Raw genomic sequence first — 19,386 nt, forward strand, 5'->3', positions numbered from 1 at the left:
CCGGCCAGGCCGCCGCGGTCAACCGTAATGCGCGACAGGCGTTCCAGCAATTGCCGCCATATTCAGCAGCCCGCGCGCCGTGATCGAGGGTGTCACGATATGCGCCTTGTTGCCCATGCCCATCAGGATGGGGCCGACCTCGATGCCGTCGGCCTTCATCTTCAGTATGTTGCGCACACCGCTGGCCGCGTCCGCATGGGCAAAGATCAGCACGTTGGCCGCCCCCTCCAGGCGCGAATTGGGGAAAATCCGCTCGCGCAGTTCGGGGTCGAGGGCCACATCCAAGTTCATTTCGCCTTCATAGATAAAATCTCGGGGCTTGCTGTCCAAAATGGCAATCGCTTCGCGCAGGCGTTTGCCGGACCCCTCGGCCTGATTGCCGAACTGCGATTGCGAGCAGAACGCGATCTTTGGCGCCAGCCCGAAACGCCGGACATGGCGCGCGGCGCCCACGGTGATCTCAGCCAGTTCTTCCGGGCTGGGCAATTGCCGGACATGAGTGTCGGCGATGAACAGCGGGCCGTCTTCAAGGATCATGAGGGACAATGCACCATGGGGGCGCAGGTCGCCGTCATTCAGCACCTGCTCAACATAGTTCAGGTGCCACCGATACTCGCCAAAGGTGCCACAGATCATGCTGTCGGCTTCACCCCTGTGCACCATGATTGCGCCAATCGCGGTGGAATTGGTCCGCATGATCGCCTTGGCCAGATCGGGCGTTACCCCCCGACGCTGCATGATTTGGTGGTACGAGTTCCAATAGTCATAATAGCGCGGGTCGTTTTCCGGGTTTACGATCTGGAAGTCCTGCCCGGGGCGGACCGACAGGCCCAGTCGTTCGCAGCGTGCCTCGATCACCTCGGGACGGCCGATCAGGATCGGGGTTTCGGTGGTTTCCTCAAGAATCGCCTGAGCGGCGCGCAGCACGCGTTCGTCTTCGCCTTCGGCAAAGACGATGCGGCGCGAGGCAGCGGCGGCGGCCTCGAAGACGGGGCGCATCAGTAGGGCGGACTTGAAGACCGTCTGGTTCAGCTTTTCCTTGTAGGCTTCGATGTCCTCGATGGGGCGCCTGGCCACGCCGCTTTCCATCGCGGCGCGGGCCACGGCCGAGGACACCACACCCACCAGTCGCGGGTCGAACGGCTTGGGGATCAGGTAGTCTGGGCCGAAGGTCAGCTGTTCGCCCTTGTAGGCGGCTGCGGCCTCGGCGCTGGTGGTGGCGCGGGCCATTTCGGCGATGCCTTCAACGCAGGCGATCTGCATGGCATCGTTGATCTCGGTCGCACCCACGTCCAGCGCACCGCGGAAGATGAACGGGAAACAAAGGACGTTGTTCACCTGGTTCGGGAAGTCGCTGCGCCCGGTGGCGATGATGGCATCGGGGGCGACTTCGCGCGCGGCGTCGGGCAGGATCTCCGGGGTCGGGTTCGCAAGAGCAAAGATGATCGGCTGTTTGGCCATGCGCGCGACCATCTCGGGCTTGAGCACGTTCGGCCCGCTGAGGCCCAGAAACAGGTCGGCCCCGTCGATCACCTGATCCAGCGTGCGCAGGTCGGTTTTCTGGGCGAATTGGTCCTTGTGCGGGTTCATGTCTTCGACGCGACCCTCATAGACCAGCCCGTGAATGTCGCACAGCCAGATGTTCTCGCGCTTGACGCCCAGTTTGACCAGCATGTTCAGGCAGGCGATCCCTGCCGCACCGCCGCCGGTGGACACGACCTTGATGTCCTCGAACTGCTTGCCGGCCACGTGCAGCGCGTTGCGCGCAGCGGCCCCCACCACAATGGCGGTGCCGTGTTGGTCATCGTGGAAGACCGGAATGTTCATCCGCTCGCGGCACAGTTTCTCGACGACAAAGCAGTCGGGCGCCTTGATGTCCTCGAGGTTGATCGCGCCGAAGGTCGGCTCCAGCGCGCAAACGATATCGGCCAGCTTCTCGGGGTCGGGTTCGTTCAACTCGATGTCGAAACAGTCGATGCCGGCGAATTTCTTGAACAGGACGGCCTTGCCCTCCATCACCGGCTTAGAGGCCAGCGCGCCGATATTGCCCAGCCCCAGCACCGCGGTGCCATTCGAAACCACGGCCACCAGATTGCCGCGCGCGGTATACATCTCGGCGGTCGCCGGGTCGGCCTTGATCTCAAGGCTGGCCTCGGCCACGCCGGGCGAATAGGCGCGGGCAAGGTCGCGCCCGTTGGCCATGGGTTTGGTCGCCTTGATCTCCAGTTTCCCAGGCTTCGGATGCGCGTGGTAATCAAGTGCGGCCTGACGCAGGCTGGGTGTGTCGGACATGTCAAAACTTCCCGTTTGGAATTTAGTTTAGTGCTAAACTATTTCTGACGCAGGGGAAACCTCGAAATCGCATGACGGCGGATCCGACCCCGACTTGCAAATCCCCCAACAGCCCCTCACAGTCCCGCGCAGAGGAGACCAGCATGACCGATACCATAGCCGAATTCCGCATTCCGACCCAAGAACTGCGAAACGACATTCCGTTCTACACCAAGGTTCTGGGCATGCGGATGGACATGATCTATCCGGCGGATGACCCTCGGGTCGCGGTGTTTTCCGGGCATGGACTGCGCCTGCGGGTGGAAAAGGACGCGCCCGAGGCGCCGGGCACCTTGCGCATTCTCACCGATGATCCGGACGGGTTTGCCGGCGGTCAGCGCAGCCTGGTCGCCCCCAACGGCACCCGGATCGAGATCGAAGAGCGCAACCCGCCCTTGGTGATGCCCGAGACGGTTCATTCCTTCGTCGTCCGCAGGCTCAAGGATCAGGCGCCCTGGATCATCGGGCGCGCGGGCATGCATTACCGCGACCTGGTGCCCGACCGGCTGGGCGGGTCGATCATCGCCAGCCACATCCGCATTCCCGACGGCGGCCCGGTCCCGGACATGGTGCATTTCCACAAGGTCGGGTTCCAGCTGATCTTCTGCATCCATGGCTGGGTGGATGTGGTCTATGAGGATCAGGGGGACAAGATGCGCCTGACCGCTGGCGACTGTTTCATTCAGCCACCCGAAATCCGGCACCGCGTGCTCGAGGCGTCGGACAACGTGCAGGTGATCGAAATCGGCGTTCCGGCCGAACATGTCACCGAGATCGACCACGAAATGCAGCTGCCCACGCCGCATTACCGCCCCGAGCGGGAATGGCAGGGCCAGCGGTTCGTCTACAACCGGGCCGAAGGGGCAGCGTGGCAGCCGTTCCGCCTGCCGGGCTATCAATACCGCGACACGACGATTGCCGAAAACACCAAGGGCGTGGCGGGCGTTCAGGTGGTGCGCCGGGGGCAGGGCGACCCGGTCTGGGCCAGCCATGATGCCGATATCCACTTTACCTTCGTGATGAACGGGACCGTCACCCTGGAAGGTGAAGGCCGTGATCCATTTCGCCTGGAGCAGGGCGATGCCTTTGTCATCCCACCGGGAATGCGTACGCGGCTGGCCGACCCCAGCGACGATGTCGAACTGCTCGAGGTCACGCTGCCGGGGTATTTCAAGACCGATCTGGGCTGACGCGCGGGCGCGCCGAGATTCCCGTGCAGAGGGGGCTTCAATTCCCCCGCGGATTTCCAGTAGGGTATGGCATTCTGACCAGATGATCAAAAATCGGGGAATCGCCATGTCGTTGAAAGAAGCAGCCCTCAAGGTGCGTGAAAACGCGTATGCGCCCTATTCGAATTTCAAGGTAGGCGCCGCGCTCCGCACCCCGTCGGGCGAAGTGTTCGCGGGCTGCAACGTGGAAAACGTGGCCTATCCCGAAGGAACCTGCGCCGAGGCCGGTGCGATCGCCGCGATGGTCGCCGCCGGAGAAAACAAGCTGGCCGAGGTCTATGTGGTGGCCTCCAGCCCGCAACCGGTGCCGCCCTGCGGCGGGTGCCGGCAGAAACTGGCCGAGTTCGGAGACAAGGACGTGGTGGTCACCATGGCGACGGTGGACGGGATTGAGACCCGCACGACCATCGGCGAGCTGCTGCCCGGCGCCTTCGACGCCTCGTTCATGTAAGGGCCGCGCCCATGGACGCCCGTTCGATTATCGCGAAACTGCGCCGCCGCGAGGTGCCGGATTCCGGCGAACTGGCGTGGTTCGCCCAAGGTCTGGCCGATGGCAGCGTCAGCGACGCCCAGGCCGGAGCCTTTGCCATGGCCGTCTGCATGGGCGGGCTGGGTCCCGAAGGCCGCGCCGCGCTGACGCTGGCCATGCGCGACAGCGGTGAGGTTTTGACCTGGGATCTGGGCGGCCCGGTGATCGACAAGCATTCGACCGGCGGGGTGGGGGATTGCGTCAGCCTTGTGTTGGCTCCGGCGCTGGCGGAATGCGGGGCCTATGTGCCGATGATCTCGGGCCGCGGTCTGGGCCATACCGGCGGGACGCTCGACAAGCTCGAGGCGATTCCCGGCGTATCGACCCAGATCAGCCAGGACCGGTTGGCCCAGATTTTGGCCGAGACCGGTGCCGCCATCGTCGGCGCGACCGCCCACATCGCCCCGGCGGACAAACGGCTCTATGCGATCCGCGACGTGACCGCCACGGTCGAAAGCCTCGATCTGATCACCGCCTCTATCCTGTCCAAGAAACTGGCGGCCAGCCCGGATGCGCTGGTGCTGGACGTCAAGGTGGGCAGCGGGGCGTTCATGAAAACGCTGGACGAGGCGCGCAAGCTGGCGCAGGCCCTGACCGAAACGGCCAATGCGGCAGGGTGCCGGACCTCGGCCCTGATCACCGACATGAATCAGCCGCTGGCGCCCGCGCTGGGCAACGCCCTGGAAATCGCCGAAGTGATGAAGGTGCTGACCGGTGGGGAGCCCTCGCCTCTGGCCGAGATTTCGGTCGAGCTGGGCGGTGTTCTGTTGTCTGACGCTGGTATGGTCGGCGACGTGCAGACGGGGCGGGACATGATCGCCGAGGTAATCCGCGATGGCCGCGTAGCCGAGCGGTTCGGCCGGATGATGGCCGCGGTGGGCGGACCGCTGGGCCTGGTCGAGGACTGGACGCGCTATCTGCCCGAGGCCAGCGTGATCCTCGAGGTGACGGCGCAGGACGAAGGCTATGTCACCGCGATGGATGGCGAGGCGCTGGGCCTTGCGGTCGTGGCGTTGGGCGGTGGCCGGCAGGTGGAAAGCGACGTGATCGACCCGGCGGTGGGCCTGTCGGCGCTGGTGCGGCTGGGCGACAAGGTCTCGGCCGGAACGCCGCTGGCCGTGGTCCATGCCGCGCGCGAGGATGCCGCACAGCGGGCCGCGCAAACCGTGCGCGCCGCAATCACCATCGGCCCGGCGGCCGTTCCGGTGCCGGAGCTCGTACAGGAAAGGATCCTTGCATGAGGCGCGCGTTCCTTGTGGTGATGGATTCGGTGGGCATCGGCGGCGCGCCGGATGCCGACCGGTTCTTCAATGGCGACGTGCCGGACACTGGCGCCAATACGGTGGCCCATATCTCGCAGGCCTGCGCCGAAGGGCGGGCCGAGGATGGCCGGTCCGGGCCGTTGCGCCTGCCCAACCTCGATGCGCTGGGGCTTGGGGCGGCGGTGCGACTGGCTTCGGGCGCGGATGCGCCGGGGTTGGAGGCCGACCCGACCGGCCTGTGGGGCTGCGCGCGCGAGCATTCGCCCGGCAAGGACACACCTTCGGGCCATTGGGAACTGGCCGGGCTGCCGGTGCCGTGGGACTGGCACTATTTCCCCGACGCGGTTCCCGCGTTCCCTAAGGATCTGACCCGCGCCGCCGCACAGGCCGCCGGAACCGAGGGCATTCTGGGCAATTGCCATGCCTCGGGCACCACGATCATCGCCGAACTGGGCGCGGAACACATGCGCACCGGCTGGCCGATCTGCTATACCTCGGCCGACAGTGTGTTCCAGATTGCTGCGCATGAGGAGACTTTCGGTTTGGAGCGCCTGTACCAGATGTGCCGGACCCTCGCCCCCATTCTGCACAAGATGAAGGTGGGCCGGGTGATCGCCCGCCCCTTCGTGGGATCGCCCGAACAGGGGTTTGTCCGCACCACCAACCGCAAGGATTTTGCCATCACGCCGCCCGCACCGGTGCTGACCAACTGGGCGCAGGATGCCGGACGCAAGGTGCATGGCGTGGGCAAGATCGGCGACATCTTCTCGATGCAGGGGATCGACACGCTGGACAAGGGCTCGGACGCCGAACTGATGGGTCACCTCTCGCGCCTTGTGGACAGCGCCGAGGACGGCAGCTTGACATTCGCAAATTTCGTCGAGTTTGACAGCCAGTACGGCCACCGGCGCGACATCTCGGGCTATGCCCGCGCGCTGGAGTGGTTCGACACCGAGATCGGCCGTATCCTGCCCCGGCTGCGTCCGGGCGACCTGTTTCTTCTGACCGCCGATCACGGCAACGACCCCAGCTGGGTCGGCACCGACCACACGCGCGAGCAGGTGCCGGTGCTGATCGCCGGCCTTGGGGGCGGTCGGATCGGGCAGGTCAATTTCGCCGACGTGGCCGCCAGCATCGCACAGCACCTGAACATTCCGGCGCAAGGGCCGGGAAGGACCTTTCTATGACCGTCTCAGACCTGCCCAAGATCGAACTGCACCTGCATCACGAAGGCGCGGCCCCGCCCGCCTTCATCCGCCAGCTGGCGCATGAAAAGAAGGTTGACCTGAGCGGCATCTTCAAGCCCGACGGCAGCTATGACTTCCGCGATTTCGCGCATTTCCTCAGCGTCTACGAGGCCGCCTGCGAGGTGTTGAAAACGCCCGAGGATTTCCGCCGCCTGACGCTGGCGATCCTGGAAGAAAGCGCGGCGAACGGGGTGGTCTATTCCGAAACCTTCCTCAGCCCCGATTTCTGCGGCGGGGGCGATCTGTATGCCTGGCGCGAATATCTGGCCGCCATTCAGGACGCCGCTGACGAGGCCGAGCACAAGTTCGACATCACCCTGCGCGGCGTGGTGACCTGCGTGCGCCATTTCGGACCCGACAAGGCCAAGCGCAGCGCGCGCTGCGCCGCCGAAACCGCGGGTGACTGGATCACCGGGTTCGGTATGGGCGGGAACGAGGCCATGGGCCAGCAGGCCGATTTCAAATGGGCCTTCGACTGCGCGCGCGAGGCCGGATTGCGCCTGACTACCCATGCCGGCGAATTCGGCGGCCCTGAAAGCGTCCGCGATGCGGTCCGCGCGCTGGGGGTCGAACGTGTGGGCCATGGGGTTCGTGCCATCGAAGACCCCGATTTGGTACATGAACTGGCCGACCGGGGCGTCACGCTCGAGCTCTGCCCGGGCTCGAACGTGGTGCTGGGCCTGTACCCTGATTTTGCCGCCCACCCGATCGCGCGGCTGCGCGAGGCGGGTGTGAAGGTCACGGTATCCACCGATGACCCGCCGTTTTTTCATACCACCCTGCGCCGCGAATATGACATGCTGGCCCAGGCCTTCGGCTGGGACGCCGAGGATTTCGCCGCGCTGAACGACACCGCCCTGAATGCCGCATTCTGCGATGAAGAGACCCGCGCAAGGGTTAGAAAAAGACTGGAGAACACATGAGCGAACATCTGACCGTCGTCGACCACCCGCTGGTTCAGCACAAACTGACGCTCATGAGGGACAAGGGCACCTCGACCGCCTCGTTCCGGCAATTGCTGCGCGAGATCACGCTGCTGCTGGCCTATGAAGTCACGCGCGAAATGCCCCTGACCACGCGCCATATCGAAACCCCGATGGAGGAAATGGACGCGCCGATCCTGGCGGGCAAGAAGCTGGCGCTGGTGTCGATCCTGCGCGCGGGCAACGGGATGCTGGACGGCGTTCTGGAGCTGGTGCCCTCGGCGCGGGTCGGATTTGTGGGCCTGTATCGCGATGAAGAAACGCTGCAGCCGGTGCAGTACTACTTCAAGGCCCCCGAAGGCCTTAAAGATCGGCTGGTAATTGCGGTTGACCCGATGCTGGCCACCGGCAACAGCTCGGCCGCAGCGATCGACCTTCTGAAACAGGCCGGTGCTACCGACATCCGGTTCCTGTGCCTGCTGGCCGCCCCCGAAGGCGTGGCCCGCATGAAAGAAGCGCATCCCGACGTCAAGATCGTGACTGCCGCACTAGACCGCGAGCTGAATTCCAAAGGCTACATCATGCCCGGTCTGGGCGATGCCGGAGACCGGATGTTCGGCACCAAATAGGCGCGCCTAGTCGCTGCAGATGTTCTGCAGCCGTACCCAGTCCCGGTCGGGCATAACCTGATCCAAAGGCTGACCCGCCATCGGGTCGGCCTCGATCAAACCCAGAACCGTTTCGCCGGTTATGTCAACCGCATAGGCATATGGGGTTGAGGGCAAATAGGCGGACGCAAACGCCTCCAGCAAGTCGTCTTCCGGAACTGCGGGGCGGGGTTCGGCCAGAACCTGTTCGGTATAGGTGTCCACGATCTGGGGTGTCAGTTCGCCCGTCGTCAGCAGGCGAAACGCTGCAGTGGGCCCAGTTTTGTCCAGGAGATCGTCCAACGGATCATGCAGCCTGGCCCGCGTGCGTTCAGCTATCACGTAACCGGCGGCAACCGCGGGATCTTCACTGTCTTCAACCAGCGCTCGGTTCAGCAGCACGATCCCTCCGGGAAGTGACAGGCTTTCCCGCACCCCGGCCGGCAACACAACGATCTGTCGCACACCTGTTCTCTGGGCCAGCTTCTGCAGCGCCGGCTGCGCGTCCGCCGAGGCGCAGGCCCGGCCCGAAACCCGTTCGATCCGTTGCAGAATCGTGTTCCCGATGTCCTGCCGTTTGATCTCGGGCACGACCTTTTCGACATGGCTTTGCAGGGCGCCGGGCAGCCAGAACAGCAAGACCGCCGCGACAGCCGCAACCACGCCGCCGACGCTGGCCCACCGCAGGCGTCCGGGATGCGGGCGCGCCCGTTCGATGGCGCGTTGCAAGCGGTCGATTGCCTCGATCATGGTGGTTTCGGACTGCTCCAGCTCCAGTGTCTCATCCGGGTCGCCGTCTGGATTGAATATTGCGGGGAACTTGCCCGGGTTCTGCCTTTCAAGTGCGGCAAGCGACCAGTGCGTCAGCGCGCGATCGTTGAAATCGGTGATGGTCAACGTTGCCTCGCCGATCGAAACAACCACTTCGCGCCGCTGCTCGTCGGGCGACGGGCGCCACAGACCGGTAGCCTCGATCCGCTGGTATTGTTTCAGTGCCGTCATTTCGATGAGGTCTGCTCGTTTTTTCTTTTGTCGATTCCTAGCACGGAGAGATTAATCCGCGCAAACCTGTTGCGTGGTGATTTGGAAATGTGCTCGATAACCGGGACGCGTAGTTTCGGCCAAAGGGCCCGGAGGCCAAGGCCACATGCAGACAGCACATCCTTCTTCACCGGTTCTTGCATCGGTTCTGATGGTCTCGGCCATGGCAATCATCGGCGTCGTGGACAATTTCGTCATTCGGTTGGCAGAAACGATCGGTCTGTGGCAATTCCACCTAAGCCGGGCCGTGATGATGCTGCCTCTTATCGTTGGACTGTCGTTTCTTGGGTTTGGAGGGCTGCGACCTCAGAGGTTTTGGGCGGTCCTGCTGCGCAGTGTTCTGATCACCCTGGCGATGTTGTTCTATTTCAGCTCACTGGCTTTGATGCCAATTGCTCAGGCCCTTGCGGGGCTGTTCACATCACCGATTTTCGTTCTGTTGATTTCCGCGCTGTTGCTGGACCAGAAGATCGGCCCCTGGCGGGTCTTGGCTGTGCTTATGGGGTTTGTCGGAATCCTCTGTGTTTTGCAGCCTGACCCCAATGCCTTTGATGCGACCAGCCTATTGCCGGTGGCAGGCGGCTTTTTCTATGCGCTCAGTGCGATCCTGACCCGAACGCATTGTGCAAACGAAAGCACCGTCGCCTTGCTGGCTGCGATGATTGTCACGCTTGGGCTGGCCGGCGCTCTTGGCCTCGCCGTGTTTTCGGTTTTGCCGGTTGTGGAGTCTGACGGCCCGGCCGGTTTTGTGACCCGGGGCTGGGTCTGGCCGATGGAGGCCGCTCTGCCGTGGGTCGCATTGCAGGCGGTTGGGTCCACGGCTGCGGTATTCATGCTGATCAAGGCCTACCAACTGGGCGAGCCGTCATATGTCGCGGTGTTCGAGTATTCGGTCATGATCTTCGGGCCGGTTTTTGCCTGGGTGGTGATGGGGCAGGGGATCGGACCGCTGCAGATTGCGGGCATCGCCCTGATCGCCGCGGCCGGCGCAGTGCTGGCGTGGCGGGCGAGCGTGGTTCCCCAACGGGAACCGGCGCAATGATTCTATCAACAGGGCGGACCTACATCTTCATACATATTCCCAAGACCGGGGGAACATCGCTGGCGCTGGCGCTCGAGCAGCGGGCCATGAAGGACGATATCCTGGTGGGCGACACCCCCAAGGCGCAGCGCAGAAACAAACGCAACAGGTCACTGAAGACGGCGGGAAGGCTGTGGAAACACTCCCGTCTGACCGATTTGCGGGGGCTTTTGCCCGACCAGCAGATGCAAGAGATGTTCGTGTTCACGCTGATCCGCAACCCGTGGGACCGGATGGTCAGCTATTACTACTGGCTGAGGGATCAGTCCTTTGATCACCCAGCAGTCCATCTGGCCGGGCGGCTGGATTTTGAGGCCTTTGTTCTGCACCCTAAAATCCAGCAGTCCTTTCGGGAAAACCCGTTCCCATCCTATGTCAGAGACGCCACCGGAACCGATCTTTGTCGCGCATACATTCGGATCGAAAGCTTTCAGCGGGATGCGGCCCCACTGTTCGATCATCTGGGGTTTCGTCTGGACCTTCCGCATGAAAACCGGTCAGCCCGGGGGGCGGAATACGCCAACTACTACTCGGTCCAGGCAAAAAAGGCTGTGTTTGACGCCTGTCGCGAAGACATAGAGAGATTCGAATATCGGTTCGAATAAGGCTGGTCGATTATTTCCCGAATTGCGCGAAACGCTGACAAATACAGGCTTTTGTTTATAAAAAAACGCGACTAATGGGGCGAAAAAGGCCCAAATTGGCCCTAAATATGGCAAAACTAAGTCACTCCCGAAAACTTCGTGCTAGCACAATGGGATAGTTTGAAAGTGCCAAAAGGGGGTAGGCACGTGTTGGAAGTAGTGAGTGTTTCGGGGTTTTCCGAAAATAATATCCAGACCGTACCGGGTGACGCCGTTTCGGTCAGGCGTGGCGGATTGCTGCACGGGACGAAGGTTGCCACCACCAGTGGCTGGAAACTGGCCGAGGCATTGGTTGCCGGCGATCTGGTCAGAACGATGGACAACGGGTTTCAGGAAGTGAAACGCGTGTCCCACGACAGAATAGCCGTACCGGCTGGCGAGGTTCGACCTGACTTTTTGCCAGTGCGCGTGCCGTCCCGCGCGGCATATAACGGTCGTGCGGTCTGGCTGATGCCCGAGCAGGGAATGGCCGTAGCCTTGTCTTCTGATTTCAACATAGACGAGGGGCTGGCGATCATTCCGGCGCGTCTGCTGAGCGGGCACTTCAGCTTTTCCTCTCGGACACCGGCAGAGGAATTCCAGGTCACATCGCTGTTTTTTGAGCAGGACGAAGTGGTCTTCATCGAGGGTGGCTTTCAAGCCTTCTGTTCCTCGTGCCGCATCCGTTCGCTGTCTGGCCCGTCCCGACGATCCTACGCGGTGCTGGAAGAATCCGAGGCGCGGAGCCTCGTCACATCTATCGCAGAGGCCGGCGGACTGTCGGCCCTTGCAAACCCGTTGGGTGCACTGCCTGCACCCATCCCGCAGGAACCGATCTTTCCGATACGTCCCCCATCGGGGGTGCGGCGTCCGGGACGTCCGGGGCGGCCCAACGTGCCGGCCTTGTTTCTGCGGCCTGAATGGCAGACCTGACCAAACACTCTAAGAAAGATGCTGGCGCATGGGATCATGCGCCAGCATCACTTGTTCAGGCAGCCTTGGCTTCGGGGTCGAAGCGGCCGTAGAAGGTCTGACCTTTTTCGGCCATCTCGCGCAGCAGCGGCGGGCAGGCGAAGCGGTCACCGTATTTCTCCGACAACTGGTCACAACGCTCGGCCGCGTAGGGCGCACCGATGATATCAAGCCAGCTGAACGGACCACCCGACCAGGGCGCAAAGCCCCAGGCCAGGATGGCGCCGACATCGCCTTCGCGGATGTCTTCCAGAACACCTTCTTCGAGCGCGCGCACGGCTTCAAGAACCTGTGCGAACATCAGGCGCTCCTGCACCTCGATCAAGTCGGGCTGCTGCTCGGCCAGCGGATACTTGTCCTGCAGACCTTTCCAGTAGCCGATGCGCTTGCCGTTTTCGTCATAATCGAAGAACCCGGCCCTGGACTTGCGGCCCAGGCGACCCTGTTCTTCCATCCAGAAGATCAGATCGTCCGCCGGGCTTTCCGGGTAGGCGTCGCCCATTGCCGCCTTGGTCGCGCGTGCGATCTTGGCACCCAAGTCGATCGAAGTTTCGTCGGTCAACTGAACCGGACCAACCGGGAAGCCCAGTTGACGGGCGGCATTGTCGACCAGAACCGGGCTGACGCCTTCGGTGATCATCCGCGCCCCTTCGTTGATGTAGGGGATGATGCAGCGGTTGCAGTAGAAGAACCGCGCGTCATTGACCACGATCGGCGTCTTGCGGATCTGGCGGACATAGTCCAGCGCCTTGGCCACGGCCCGGTCACCGGTTTCCTTGCCCTTGATGATCTCGACCAGGAACATCTTCTCGACCGGCGAGAAGAAGTGGATGCCGATGAACTGATCGGGCCGCTTGCTGGCCTTGGCCAGTTCGGTGATCGGCAGGGTCGAGGTGTTCGAGGCAAAGATGCAGTCCTCGGGGATGATCGCCTCGACCTTCTGGGTCATCTCGGCCTTGACCTTGGGATCCTCGAACACGGCTTCGATGATCAGATCGCAGCCCGCCAGCTTTTCGAGGTCCGGCGTGGCAGTGATGCGGGCCAGCATGGCCTCTTTCTTCTCGGCCGTGACCTTGCCACGCTTCATGCCCTTGTCCAGATAGGCTTCGGTATAGGCCTTGCCCTTGTCCGCGGCGGCCTGATCGCGGTCGATCAGCACGACCTCCATCCCGGCCTGCGCCGAGACTAACGAGATGCCCGCGCCCATCATGCCCGCACCCAGTACGCCGATTTTCTTGACCGACTGATCCGGAATGCCTTGCGGACGAACGGCGCCTTTTTCCAGCGCTTCCTTGTTCAGGAACAGCGAACGGATCATCGCGCCCGAGGACGGGTTCATCAGCACCGAGGTGAACCAGCGCGCCTCGATCTTCAGCGCGGTGTCGAAATCGACCAGTGCGCCCTCATAGACCGCGCTCAGCAGGGCCTTGGCCGCCGGGAAGGCGCCTTGGGTCTTGCCGTTTACCATGGCCGAGGCACCCACGAAGTTCATGAAGCCCGCCGGGTGATAGGGCGCACCGCCGGGCATCTTGTAGCCCTTGGCATCCCACGGCTTGACCAGATCGGCATCCTTGGCGTTCAGCACCCATTCCTTGGCTGCGGCCAGCGGATCGGCTGCGATCTCGTCGATGTAGCCTGCGCCCTTGGCCTTTTTCACGTCCAGCATCTTGCCTTCCAGCAGCAGCGGAGCCGCCGCGATGGCGCCCACCTTGCGGACCATCCGGGTGGTGCCGCCCGCGCCGGGGAAGATGCCGACCATGATTTCCGGCAGGCCGTATTTGGCCTTGGGGTTCTCGGCGGCAAAAATGCGATGGGTCGCCAGCGGCAGCTCCATGCCGATGCCGGCGGCGGTGCCGGGCAGGGCGGCCGCGATCGGTTTGCCACCTTTCTTGGTCTTGGGGTCCATGCCGGCCAGCTCGATCTTGCGAAGCAGAGCGTGCATTTTCATCGTGCCTTCGAAAAGGCCCTTGGCCGGGTCGTCGCCCGCCTGTTCCTTCATGACCGCCAGCAGATTCAGGTCCATGCCGCCGGCAAAGGATCCTTCCTTGCCGCTGGTGATCACGATGCCCTTGATCTCGTTATCGGCCAGGGCCTGATCAATGCAGTCGTTCAGTTCGGACAGGCCGTCGAACGACATCACGTTCATGGTCTTGCCGGGGACGTCCCAGGTGATGATGCCAACGCCGTCGGCGTCTTTGGTCAGTGTAAAATCAGCCATTTTTCTTCTCCTGAACCCCGCCGTTACACACGTTCGATGATGGTTGCCGCGCCCATGCCGGATGCGATGCACAAGGTGGCCAGACCGGTTTCCTTGTCCTGGCGCTCCAGCTCGTCCAACAGGGTGCCGATGATGATCGCGCCGGTGGCGCCCAGCGGGTGGCCCATGGCGATCGAACCACCATTGACGTTGACCAGCGCCGGATCGACGTCAAACGCCTGCTGGAACCGCAGCACGACCGAGGCGAAGGCCTCGTTGACCTCGAACAGGTCCAGATCGCTGATCTTCATGCCGGTTTCGGCCAGGATCTTTTCGGTCACCGGAACCGGGCCAGTCAGCATGATGGTCGGATCGGTCCCGATCTTGGCGGTGGCCTTGATGCGGGCGCGCGGCTTCAGGCCGTATTTCTCGCCGAATTCCTTGTTGCCGATCAGAACGGCCGCCGCGCCATCCACGATGCCCGAGCTGTTGCCGGCGTGGTGGATGTGGTTGATCTTTTCTAGGTGCGGGTATTTCAGCATCGCCACCTTGTCGAAACCGGGCATCTGCTCGCCCATCATCTGGAAGGACGGGTTCAGCGCGCCGAGGCTCTGCATGTCGGTGCCGGGGCGCATGTATTCGTCGCGGTCCAGAATGGTCAGGCCGTTGCGGTCCTTGACGGTGATCACCGACTTGGCAAAGCGGTTCTCTTCCCACGCCTTGGCCGCGCGTTTCTGAGACTCGACGGCCAGCGCGTCGGCATCGTCACGGCTGAAACCGTATTCGGTGGCGATGATGTCGGCCGAGATGCCCTGCGGGACGAAATAGGTCTCCATCGCCAGCGACGGATCGACGGCGATGGCGGCGCCGTCGCTGCCCATGGGCACGCGGCCCATCATCTCGACGCCACCTGCGATATAGGCCTCGCCCGCGCCGCCCTTGACCTGGTTGGCGGCCAGATTCACGGCCTCCATCCCGGAGGCGCAGAACCGGTTGATGGCCAGGCCGGGGATCGATTCATCCAGGCCCGAGGCCAGAACCGCCGAGCGCGCCAGGCAGCCGCCCTGTTCCATCACCTGGGTCACGTTGCCCCAGATCACGTCCTCGACGGCGTGGCCCTCCAGGTTGTTGCGTTCCTTGATGGCGTTCAGGGCCACCGCCGACAGGCGCACCGAGGTCACCTCGTGCAGGCTGCCGTCCTTGCGGCCCTTGCCGCGCGGGGTGCGCAGGGCATCATAAATGTAAGCTTCGGTCATACTTCTCTCCTCAAGCTCGATCCGACGGATTGCCGGGCATCAGGTCATAGGGGTGTTTCCATCCTGGCTGCTCGGACAGGCGGGTCAGCCAGGCGTCGATATGGGGCCATTCGGCGCGGTCAAAGCCGAAGGGTTCGGGGTAATAGAGGTAGCCGCAGCAGCTGAGATCGGCGTTGGTCACGCTGTCGCCGACGATCCAGTCGCGGCCCTCAAGATGCGCGTTCAGCACCTGATAGGCGGCTTTCAGGCGGCCTTGGTTGAAGGCGATCACATCCGGGTTGCGGTGCTGTTCAGGCAGAAAGTTGATAAGGAACCGGGTCATGCCAGCCATCGAGCTGAACTTGTGGTTGTCCCACAGCACCCAGCGCAGGATGTCATAGGTCTCTTCCCGCGTCTTTCCGCCGAATTTCCCGGACTTCTCGGTGACATAGGCCTGAATCGCGCCCGATTGGCTGGTCCGGAAATCTCCGTCGATCAACACCGGCGCTTCGCCCATTTCGTTGACTTCGGCGCGGTATTCGGGGGTTCGGGTCTGGCCGTTGAAGAAATCGACAAAGACCGGCTCCCACTCCAGCCCCGACATCTCAAGTGCCAAGGCAGCCTTGTATGAGTTTCCGCTTTCTCCGAAGCAATGCAGTTTTATCTTCATGCACTCACCCCTCCCAAGGCGGTTTGTACGGTTTCGTCACGCACGTGTTTCAAGAAAGACCTGTCTCGCGGACCGCAGCCGCGTTCGGACTTGTCTTGCTGAAAACACGCCGGGCCTGGGCCAGGCATTGGGGTCGTCTAGCGTTTGCGCGCCTCAAGCTCGGAATTGAAGATGCGCAGCCGGTGGGTCAGGTTCTCCTCGTCGATCACGCTGTTGAAGTTCTCGAACAGGAATGACAGCGCCTCTCCTTCGTCCAGCCCGGCCTCGCGGGCAAACCCCCTGAGTTTTCGATAACCTTCCTCGGTCATGGCGACAGGAAAGCGGCGGGTCAGGCGAAAGCGTTTGGGCATGTCATCTCCTCCATGAGCGCTGGTTCCGGGCGGGGTCGCCCGGAACCAGACTGGGATCAGAAGTTCGCCGCGTCCAGTGCCATCACCGTGTCGGCGCCGGTCAGGATCCGTGCCAGGTGCATGCCCGTGGCCGGCAGACGGCGCGCCATGTAGTAGCGGCCGGTGGCGATCTTGGTCTCGTAGAAGTCCTTGTCGGACGCGCCGGCATCCAGCGCTTCCTGTGCGGCCTTGGCCATCTGCGCCCACATCAGGCCCAGGCAGACATGACCGAACATGTGCATGAAGTCATACGAGCCCGACAGAGCGTTGTTCGGGTTGGTCATGCCGTTCTGCATGAAATACATGCCGGCGGCCTGCAGGTCCTTCGAGGCGGCCTTCAGCGGTTCGATGAACGCCTTGTCATAGGCTTCGTCCTTGCCGCTGTTTTCCTTGCAGAAGGTTTTGACCATGTCGAAGAAGGCCATGACATGCTTGCCGCCGTCCTGCGCCAGCTTGCGGCCGACCAGGTCCAGCGCCTGAACGCCGTTGGCTCCTTCGTAGATCATGGCGATGCGGGCGTCGCGGGTGTATTGCGACATGCCCCATTCCTCGATGTAGCCATGGCCGCCATAGACCTGCTGGGCCTGAACGGTCATGTCATAGCCCTCGTCGGTCAGGAAACCCTTGATGACCGGGGTCATCAGCGAGATCAGCCCGTCGGCGTCCTTGTCGCCTGCGCGGTGCGCCTTGTCGATCAGGGTCGCGCCCCACAGGATGAAGGCCCGCGCGCCTTCCACAAAGCTTTTCTGGTCCATCAGGCTGCGGCGGATGTCGGGATGTACGATCAGCGGATCGGCCGGGCCGTCGGGATTCTTGACGCCGGTCACGTCGCGGCCTTGCAGACGGTCCTTGGCGTATTCCAGCGCGTTCTGATAGGCGGCCTCGGCTTGAGCCAGACCTTGCATGCCGACACCCAGACGCGCTTCGTTCATCATGGTGAACATGGCGCGCATGCCCTTGTGTTCCTGACCCAGCAGGTAACCGGTTGCGCCGTCATAGTTCATTACGCAGGTCGAGTTGCCGTGGATGCCCATCTTTTCTTCGATCTTGCCGACCGAAACACCATTGCGCTCGCCCAGGCTGCCGTCTTCGTTCACCAGGAACTTGGGCACGATGAACAGCGACACTCCCTTGATGCCCTCGGGGCCGCCGGGGATCTTGGCCAGCACCAGGTGGATGATGTTGTCGGCCATGTCGTGATCGCCGGACGAGATAAAGATCTTTTGGCCGGTGATCTTGTAGCTGCCATCGCCCTGCGGCTCGGCCTTGGTGCGCATCAGGCCCAGATCGGTGCCGCAATGCGGCTCGGTCAGGTTCATGGTGCCGGTCCATTCACAGCTGACCATCTTGGGCAGATATGTGTCTTTCTGCGCATCGGTGCCGTGCGCCAGGATGGCCGAGGCCGCGCCGTGGGTCAGGCCCTGATACATGGTGAAGGCCTGGTTTGCGGCCGAGAACATCTCGCCCACGGCCGTGCCAAGAACATAAGGCATGTTCTGGCCGCCATATTCCTCGGGCATATCCAGACCGGTCCAGCCGCCTTCCTTGACCTGCTCGAACGCGTCCTTGAACCCGGTCGGGGTGTAGACGACGCCGTTTTCCAGCCGGCAGCCTTCGGTGTCGCCGACCACGTTCAGCGGGTGCAGCAGGTTGACGGCGACCTTGCCGGCCTCCTCCAGAACGGCGCCCGTGAACTCGGGCTCCAGCTCATCATAGCCCGGAATATCCGAGGCCGAGATTTTCAGAACGTCATGCAGAACGAATTGCGTGTCTTTGGTAGGCGCGTTGTAAACGGGCATTTGAAGCTCCCTTAATTCAGATGTCCGGGTGGCAGGCGGCGCGGAGTTACTCGGCCGCCTTCTTTTCCTGTTTCATCGAGGCGATGACCTTCTCGCCCCAGCGCAACTGCTCTTTCAGATCGTCAATGGCCTGAGTCAGTTCCTCGCGGCGGGCTTCCATGTCCGCCAGACGCTCGCACGCGATTTCATAGGTGCGGGTCATCTGGGTGAGTTGCTGGTCGCCGACATGGTACAGATCCAGAAGCTGTCGAATCTCTTCCAGGCTGAAACCAAAGCGTTTGCCGCGCAAGATCAGCTTGAGCCGCGCCCTGTCACGTTTGGTGAACAGCCGTTTCTGGCCCTCACGGATCGGAAACAGAAGCTCTTTGGCTTCGTAGAACCGCAAGGTCCGCGGCGTGACGTCATAGGTCTCGCACATCTCGCGGATGGTCATAAGATCTTCGGTCATTGGTCACCCTCTCGTCGCTGGCGTCATGAGAAAGTTGCGCAGTCGATGGCCGCTTTACAACATGAGATTGACGTTTACGTAATCCAGACGCTGCGTCACAAAGAAATTGACGTAACTTCCGGTCGCGTAAAGCGGCGGGTTGGCAATTTTCTTTCCGTTGGGTCAGCCAAATCCACTGTACCGGCGCGGTTCGAAGCCGACGGGCAGGCGGCAGGGCGCCAGCCGAAAAATGCAGATTTCCGGTGTAATGAAGGATGGATTTGGGGGCTCGAACTGGCCGATTTAGGTCAGGGAGTTGGCCGTTTGATCGCGAAGGCGCTGCAACTCGTCCATAGCTTCGTCCAGTTGCTGACGCTGCTGACGCAGCTCTTCCATCTGGCGGTCGGCCATTTCGATAAAGGTAGCCATCTGGGCCTTGTTGCCTTGATCTTCGTAGATCAACAACCACTGCCGGATTTCCTCAAGTGGAAACCCGAACTTGCGGCCACGCATGATCAGCTTCATCCGCGCGCGCTCGCGCGGACCGTAAAACCGGGACCGTCCTTCCCGGTCTGGCTGCAGCAGCTCGATATACTCGTAGTAGCGCAGGGTGCGCGGAGTCACGTCGAACTCGGCGCACATCTCTTTGAATGACAAACGCTTGTCGGACATTCCTGTTCTCCTCGGTTGCAACCTAGGGCGTTGTGCGGACAAGCGCAACAGGCGGGCTTGCCCTTTGCGCGCAGAGCAGATCATAAAGGGGCAGGACAACAGGACTGAACCT

Annotated in this window: 18 protein-coding genes; 9 read left to right on the forward strand and 9 right to left on the reverse strand. The window is 62.4% G+C overall.

What is annotated here, in order from left to right:
* Positions 1-18 precede the first annotated feature (18 nt).
* A complete protein-coding gene (locus tag ACR0LD_RS01595) occupies positions 19-2,292 on the reverse strand; it encodes an NADP-dependent malic enzyme (RefSeq protein WP_170435155.1) in 2,274 nt (757 codons plus the stop codon).
* Positions 2,293-2,435: 143 nt separating this feature from the next.
* Here ACR0LD_RS01595 and ACR0LD_RS01600 point away from each other — a divergent pair, with 143 nt between their 5' ends.
* The 6 genes from ACR0LD_RS01600 (at position 2,436) to upp (ending at position 8,150) form a co-directional block, all read left to right on the forward strand.
* On the forward strand, positions 2,436-3,521 hold the full coding sequence (locus ACR0LD_RS01600) for a cupin domain-containing protein (protein WP_480635428.1): 1,086 nt from the start codon (positions 2,436-2,438) through the stop codon (positions 3,519-3,521).
* 106 nt (positions 3,522-3,627) lie between these two features.
* Positions 3,628-4,011, forward strand: a complete 384-nt coding sequence (locus tag ACR0LD_RS01605; protein ID WP_170363036.1) for a cytidine deaminase — start codon at positions 3,628-3,630, stop codon at positions 4,009-4,011.
* 11 nt (positions 4,012-4,022) lie between these two features.
* Positions 4,023-5,330 carry a thymidine phosphorylase gene (locus ACR0LD_RS01610; RefSeq protein WP_480635430.1) on the forward strand — a complete coding sequence of 436 codons (1,308 nt, stop codon included), beginning with the start codon at positions 4,023-4,025 and terminating at the stop codon, positions 5,328-5,330.
* The gene (locus tag ACR0LD_RS01615) at positions 5,327-6,538 is read left to right on the forward strand and encodes a phosphopentomutase (protein ID WP_480635432.1); all 1,212 of its coding nucleotides are present in this window, start codon (positions 5,327-5,329) and stop codon (positions 6,536-6,538) included. The genes ACR0LD_RS01610 and ACR0LD_RS01615 overlap by 4 nt, the downstream gene beginning before the upstream one ends.
* A complete protein-coding gene (locus ACR0LD_RS01620; RefSeq protein ID WP_480635434.1) occupies positions 6,535-7,521 on the forward strand; it encodes an adenosine deaminase in 987 nt (328 codons plus the stop codon). The genes ACR0LD_RS01615 and ACR0LD_RS01620 overlap by 4 nt, the downstream gene beginning before the upstream one ends.
* Positions 7,518-8,150: a uracil phosphoribosyltransferase gene (gene upp, locus ACR0LD_RS01625; protein ID WP_093962638.1), complete on the forward strand. Its 633-nt coding sequence runs from the start codon at positions 7,518-7,520 to the stop codon at positions 8,148-8,150. The genes ACR0LD_RS01620 and upp overlap by 4 nt, the downstream gene beginning before the upstream one ends.
* Positions 8,151-8,156: 6 nt before the next feature.
* Here upp and ACR0LD_RS01630 read toward each other — a convergent pair whose 3' ends face one another.
* A complete protein-coding gene (locus ACR0LD_RS01630) occupies positions 8,157-9,170 on the reverse strand; it encodes a hypothetical protein (RefSeq protein WP_480635436.1) in 1,014 nt (337 codons plus the stop codon).
* Positions 9,171-9,315: 145 nt separating this feature from the next.
* On the opposite strand from ACR0LD_RS01630, the gene ACR0LD_RS01635 reads away from it, so the two are divergent.
* From ACR0LD_RS01635 to ACR0LD_RS01645, 3 genes are all read left to right on the forward strand, one after another.
* Positions 9,316-10,251, forward strand: a complete 936-nt coding sequence (locus ACR0LD_RS01635) for a DMT family transporter (protein WP_170337656.1) — start codon at positions 9,316-9,318, stop codon at positions 10,249-10,251.
* Entirely contained in the window at positions 10,248-10,895 is a 648-nt protein-coding gene (locus ACR0LD_RS01640; protein WP_170358384.1) for a sulfotransferase family 2 domain-containing protein, read from the forward strand. The genes ACR0LD_RS01635 and ACR0LD_RS01640 overlap by 4 nt, the downstream gene beginning before the upstream one ends.
* Before the next feature lie 186 nt (positions 10,896-11,081).
* Positions 11,082-11,846 carry a Hint domain-containing protein gene (locus ACR0LD_RS01645; RefSeq protein WP_480635439.1) on the forward strand — a complete coding sequence of 255 codons (765 nt, stop codon included), beginning with the start codon at positions 11,082-11,084 and terminating at the stop codon, positions 11,844-11,846.
* Between the two features lie 55 nt (positions 11,847-11,901).
* Here the strand turns inward: ACR0LD_RS01645 and ACR0LD_RS01650 are convergent, their stop codons facing one another.
* The 7 genes from ACR0LD_RS01650 to ACR0LD_RS01680 form a co-directional block, all read right to left on the reverse strand.
* Positions 11,902-14,103, reverse strand: a complete 2,202-nt coding sequence (locus ACR0LD_RS01650; RefSeq protein ID WP_480635440.1) for a 3-hydroxyacyl-CoA dehydrogenase NAD-binding domain-containing protein — start codon at positions 14,101-14,103, stop codon at positions 11,902-11,904.
* Positions 14,104-14,126: 23 nt separating this feature from the next.
* Positions 14,127-15,338 (reverse strand): acetyl-CoA C-acetyltransferase, encoded by a 1,212-nt coding sequence (locus tag ACR0LD_RS01655; protein WP_480635442.1) that lies wholly within the window; start codon positions 15,336-15,338, stop codon positions 14,127-14,129.
* A 10-nt stretch (positions 15,339-15,348) separates the two neighbouring features.
* Positions 15,349-15,987: a glutathione S-transferase family protein gene (locus tag ACR0LD_RS01660; protein WP_170358390.1), complete on the reverse strand. Its 639-nt coding sequence runs from the start codon at positions 15,985-15,987 to the stop codon at positions 15,349-15,351.
* Positions 15,988-16,124: 137 nt separating this feature from the next.
* Complete coding sequence (locus ACR0LD_RS01665; protein ID WP_480635444.1) at positions 16,125-16,337, reverse strand: hypothetical protein; 213 nt, start codon at positions 16,335-16,337, stop codon at positions 16,125-16,127.
* Positions 16,338-16,393: 56 nt separating this feature from the next.
* On the reverse strand, positions 16,394-18,175 hold the full coding sequence (locus ACR0LD_RS01670) for an acyl-CoA dehydrogenase C-terminal domain-containing protein (RefSeq protein ID WP_480635446.1): 1,782 nt from the start codon (positions 18,173-18,175) through the stop codon (positions 16,394-16,396).
* A 46-nt stretch (positions 18,176-18,221) separates the two neighbouring features.
* Positions 18,222-18,623: a MerR family transcriptional regulator gene (locus tag ACR0LD_RS01675; RefSeq protein ID WP_093962630.1), complete on the reverse strand. Its 402-nt coding sequence runs from the start codon at positions 18,621-18,623 to the stop codon at positions 18,222-18,224.
* A 282-nt stretch (positions 18,624-18,905) separates the two neighbouring features.
* A complete protein-coding gene (locus tag ACR0LD_RS01680; protein WP_170337669.1) occupies positions 18,906-19,274 on the reverse strand; it encodes a MerR family transcriptional regulator in 369 nt (122 codons plus the stop codon).
* Positions 19,275-19,386 lie beyond the last annotated feature (112 nt).

Source organism: Ruegeria sp. BF8, assembly GCF_056538625.1.

Coding starts and splice junctions, on each gene's coding strand:
- ACR0LD_RS01595 (WP_170435155.1), bottom strand. CDS start 2,292: ATGTCCGACACACCCAGCCTGCGTCAGGCCGCACTTGATTACCACGCG.
- ACR0LD_RS01600 (WP_480635428.1), top strand. CDS start 2,436: ATGACCGATACCATAGCCGAATTCCGCATTCCGACCCAAGAACTGCGA.
- ACR0LD_RS01605 (WP_170363036.1), top strand. CDS start 3,628: ATGTCGTTGAAAGAAGCAGCCCTCAAGGTGCGTGAAAACGCGTATGCG.
- ACR0LD_RS01610 (WP_480635430.1), top strand. CDS start 4,023: ATGGACGCCCGTTCGATTATCGCGAAACTGCGCCGCCGCGAGGTGCCG.
- ACR0LD_RS01615 (WP_480635432.1), top strand. CDS start 5,327: ATGAGGCGCGCGTTCCTTGTGGTGATGGATTCGGTGGGCATCGGCGGC.
- ACR0LD_RS01620 (WP_480635434.1), top strand. CDS start 6,535: ATGACCGTCTCAGACCTGCCCAAGATCGAACTGCACCTGCATCACGAA.
- upp (WP_093962638.1), top strand. CDS start 7,518: ATGAGCGAACATCTGACCGTCGTCGACCACCCGCTGGTTCAGCACAAA.
- ACR0LD_RS01630 (WP_480635436.1), bottom strand. CDS start 9,170: ATGACGGCACTGAAACAATACCAGCGGATCGAGGCTACCGGTCTGTGG.
- ACR0LD_RS01635 (WP_170337656.1), top strand. CDS start 9,316: ATGCAGACAGCACATCCTTCTTCACCGGTTCTTGCATCGGTTCTGATG.
- ACR0LD_RS01640 (WP_170358384.1), top strand. CDS start 10,248: ATGATTCTATCAACAGGGCGGACCTACATCTTCATACATATTCCCAAG.
- ACR0LD_RS01650 (WP_480635440.1), bottom strand. CDS start 14,103: ATGGCTGATTTTACACTGACCAAAGACGCCGACGGCGTTGGCATCATC.
- ACR0LD_RS01655 (WP_480635442.1), bottom strand. CDS start 15,338: ATGACCGAAGCTTACATTTATGATGCCCTGCGCACCCCGCGCGGCAAG.
- ACR0LD_RS01660 (WP_170358390.1), bottom strand. CDS start 15,987: ATGAAGATAAAACTGCATTGCTTCGGAGAAAGCGGAAACTCATACAAG.
- ACR0LD_RS01665 (WP_480635444.1), bottom strand. CDS start 16,337: ATGCCCAAACGCTTTCGCCTGACCCGCCGCTTTCCTGTCGCCATGACC.
- ACR0LD_RS01670 (WP_480635446.1), bottom strand. CDS start 18,175: ATGCCCGTTTACAACGCGCCTACCAAAGACACGCAATTCGTTCTGCAT.
- ACR0LD_RS01675 (WP_093962630.1), bottom strand. CDS start 18,623: ATGACCGAAGATCTTATGACCATCCGCGAGATGTGCGAGACCTATGAC.
- ACR0LD_RS01680 (WP_170337669.1), bottom strand. CDS start 19,274: ATGTCCGACAAGCGTTTGTCATTCAAAGAGATGTGCGCCGAGTTCGAC.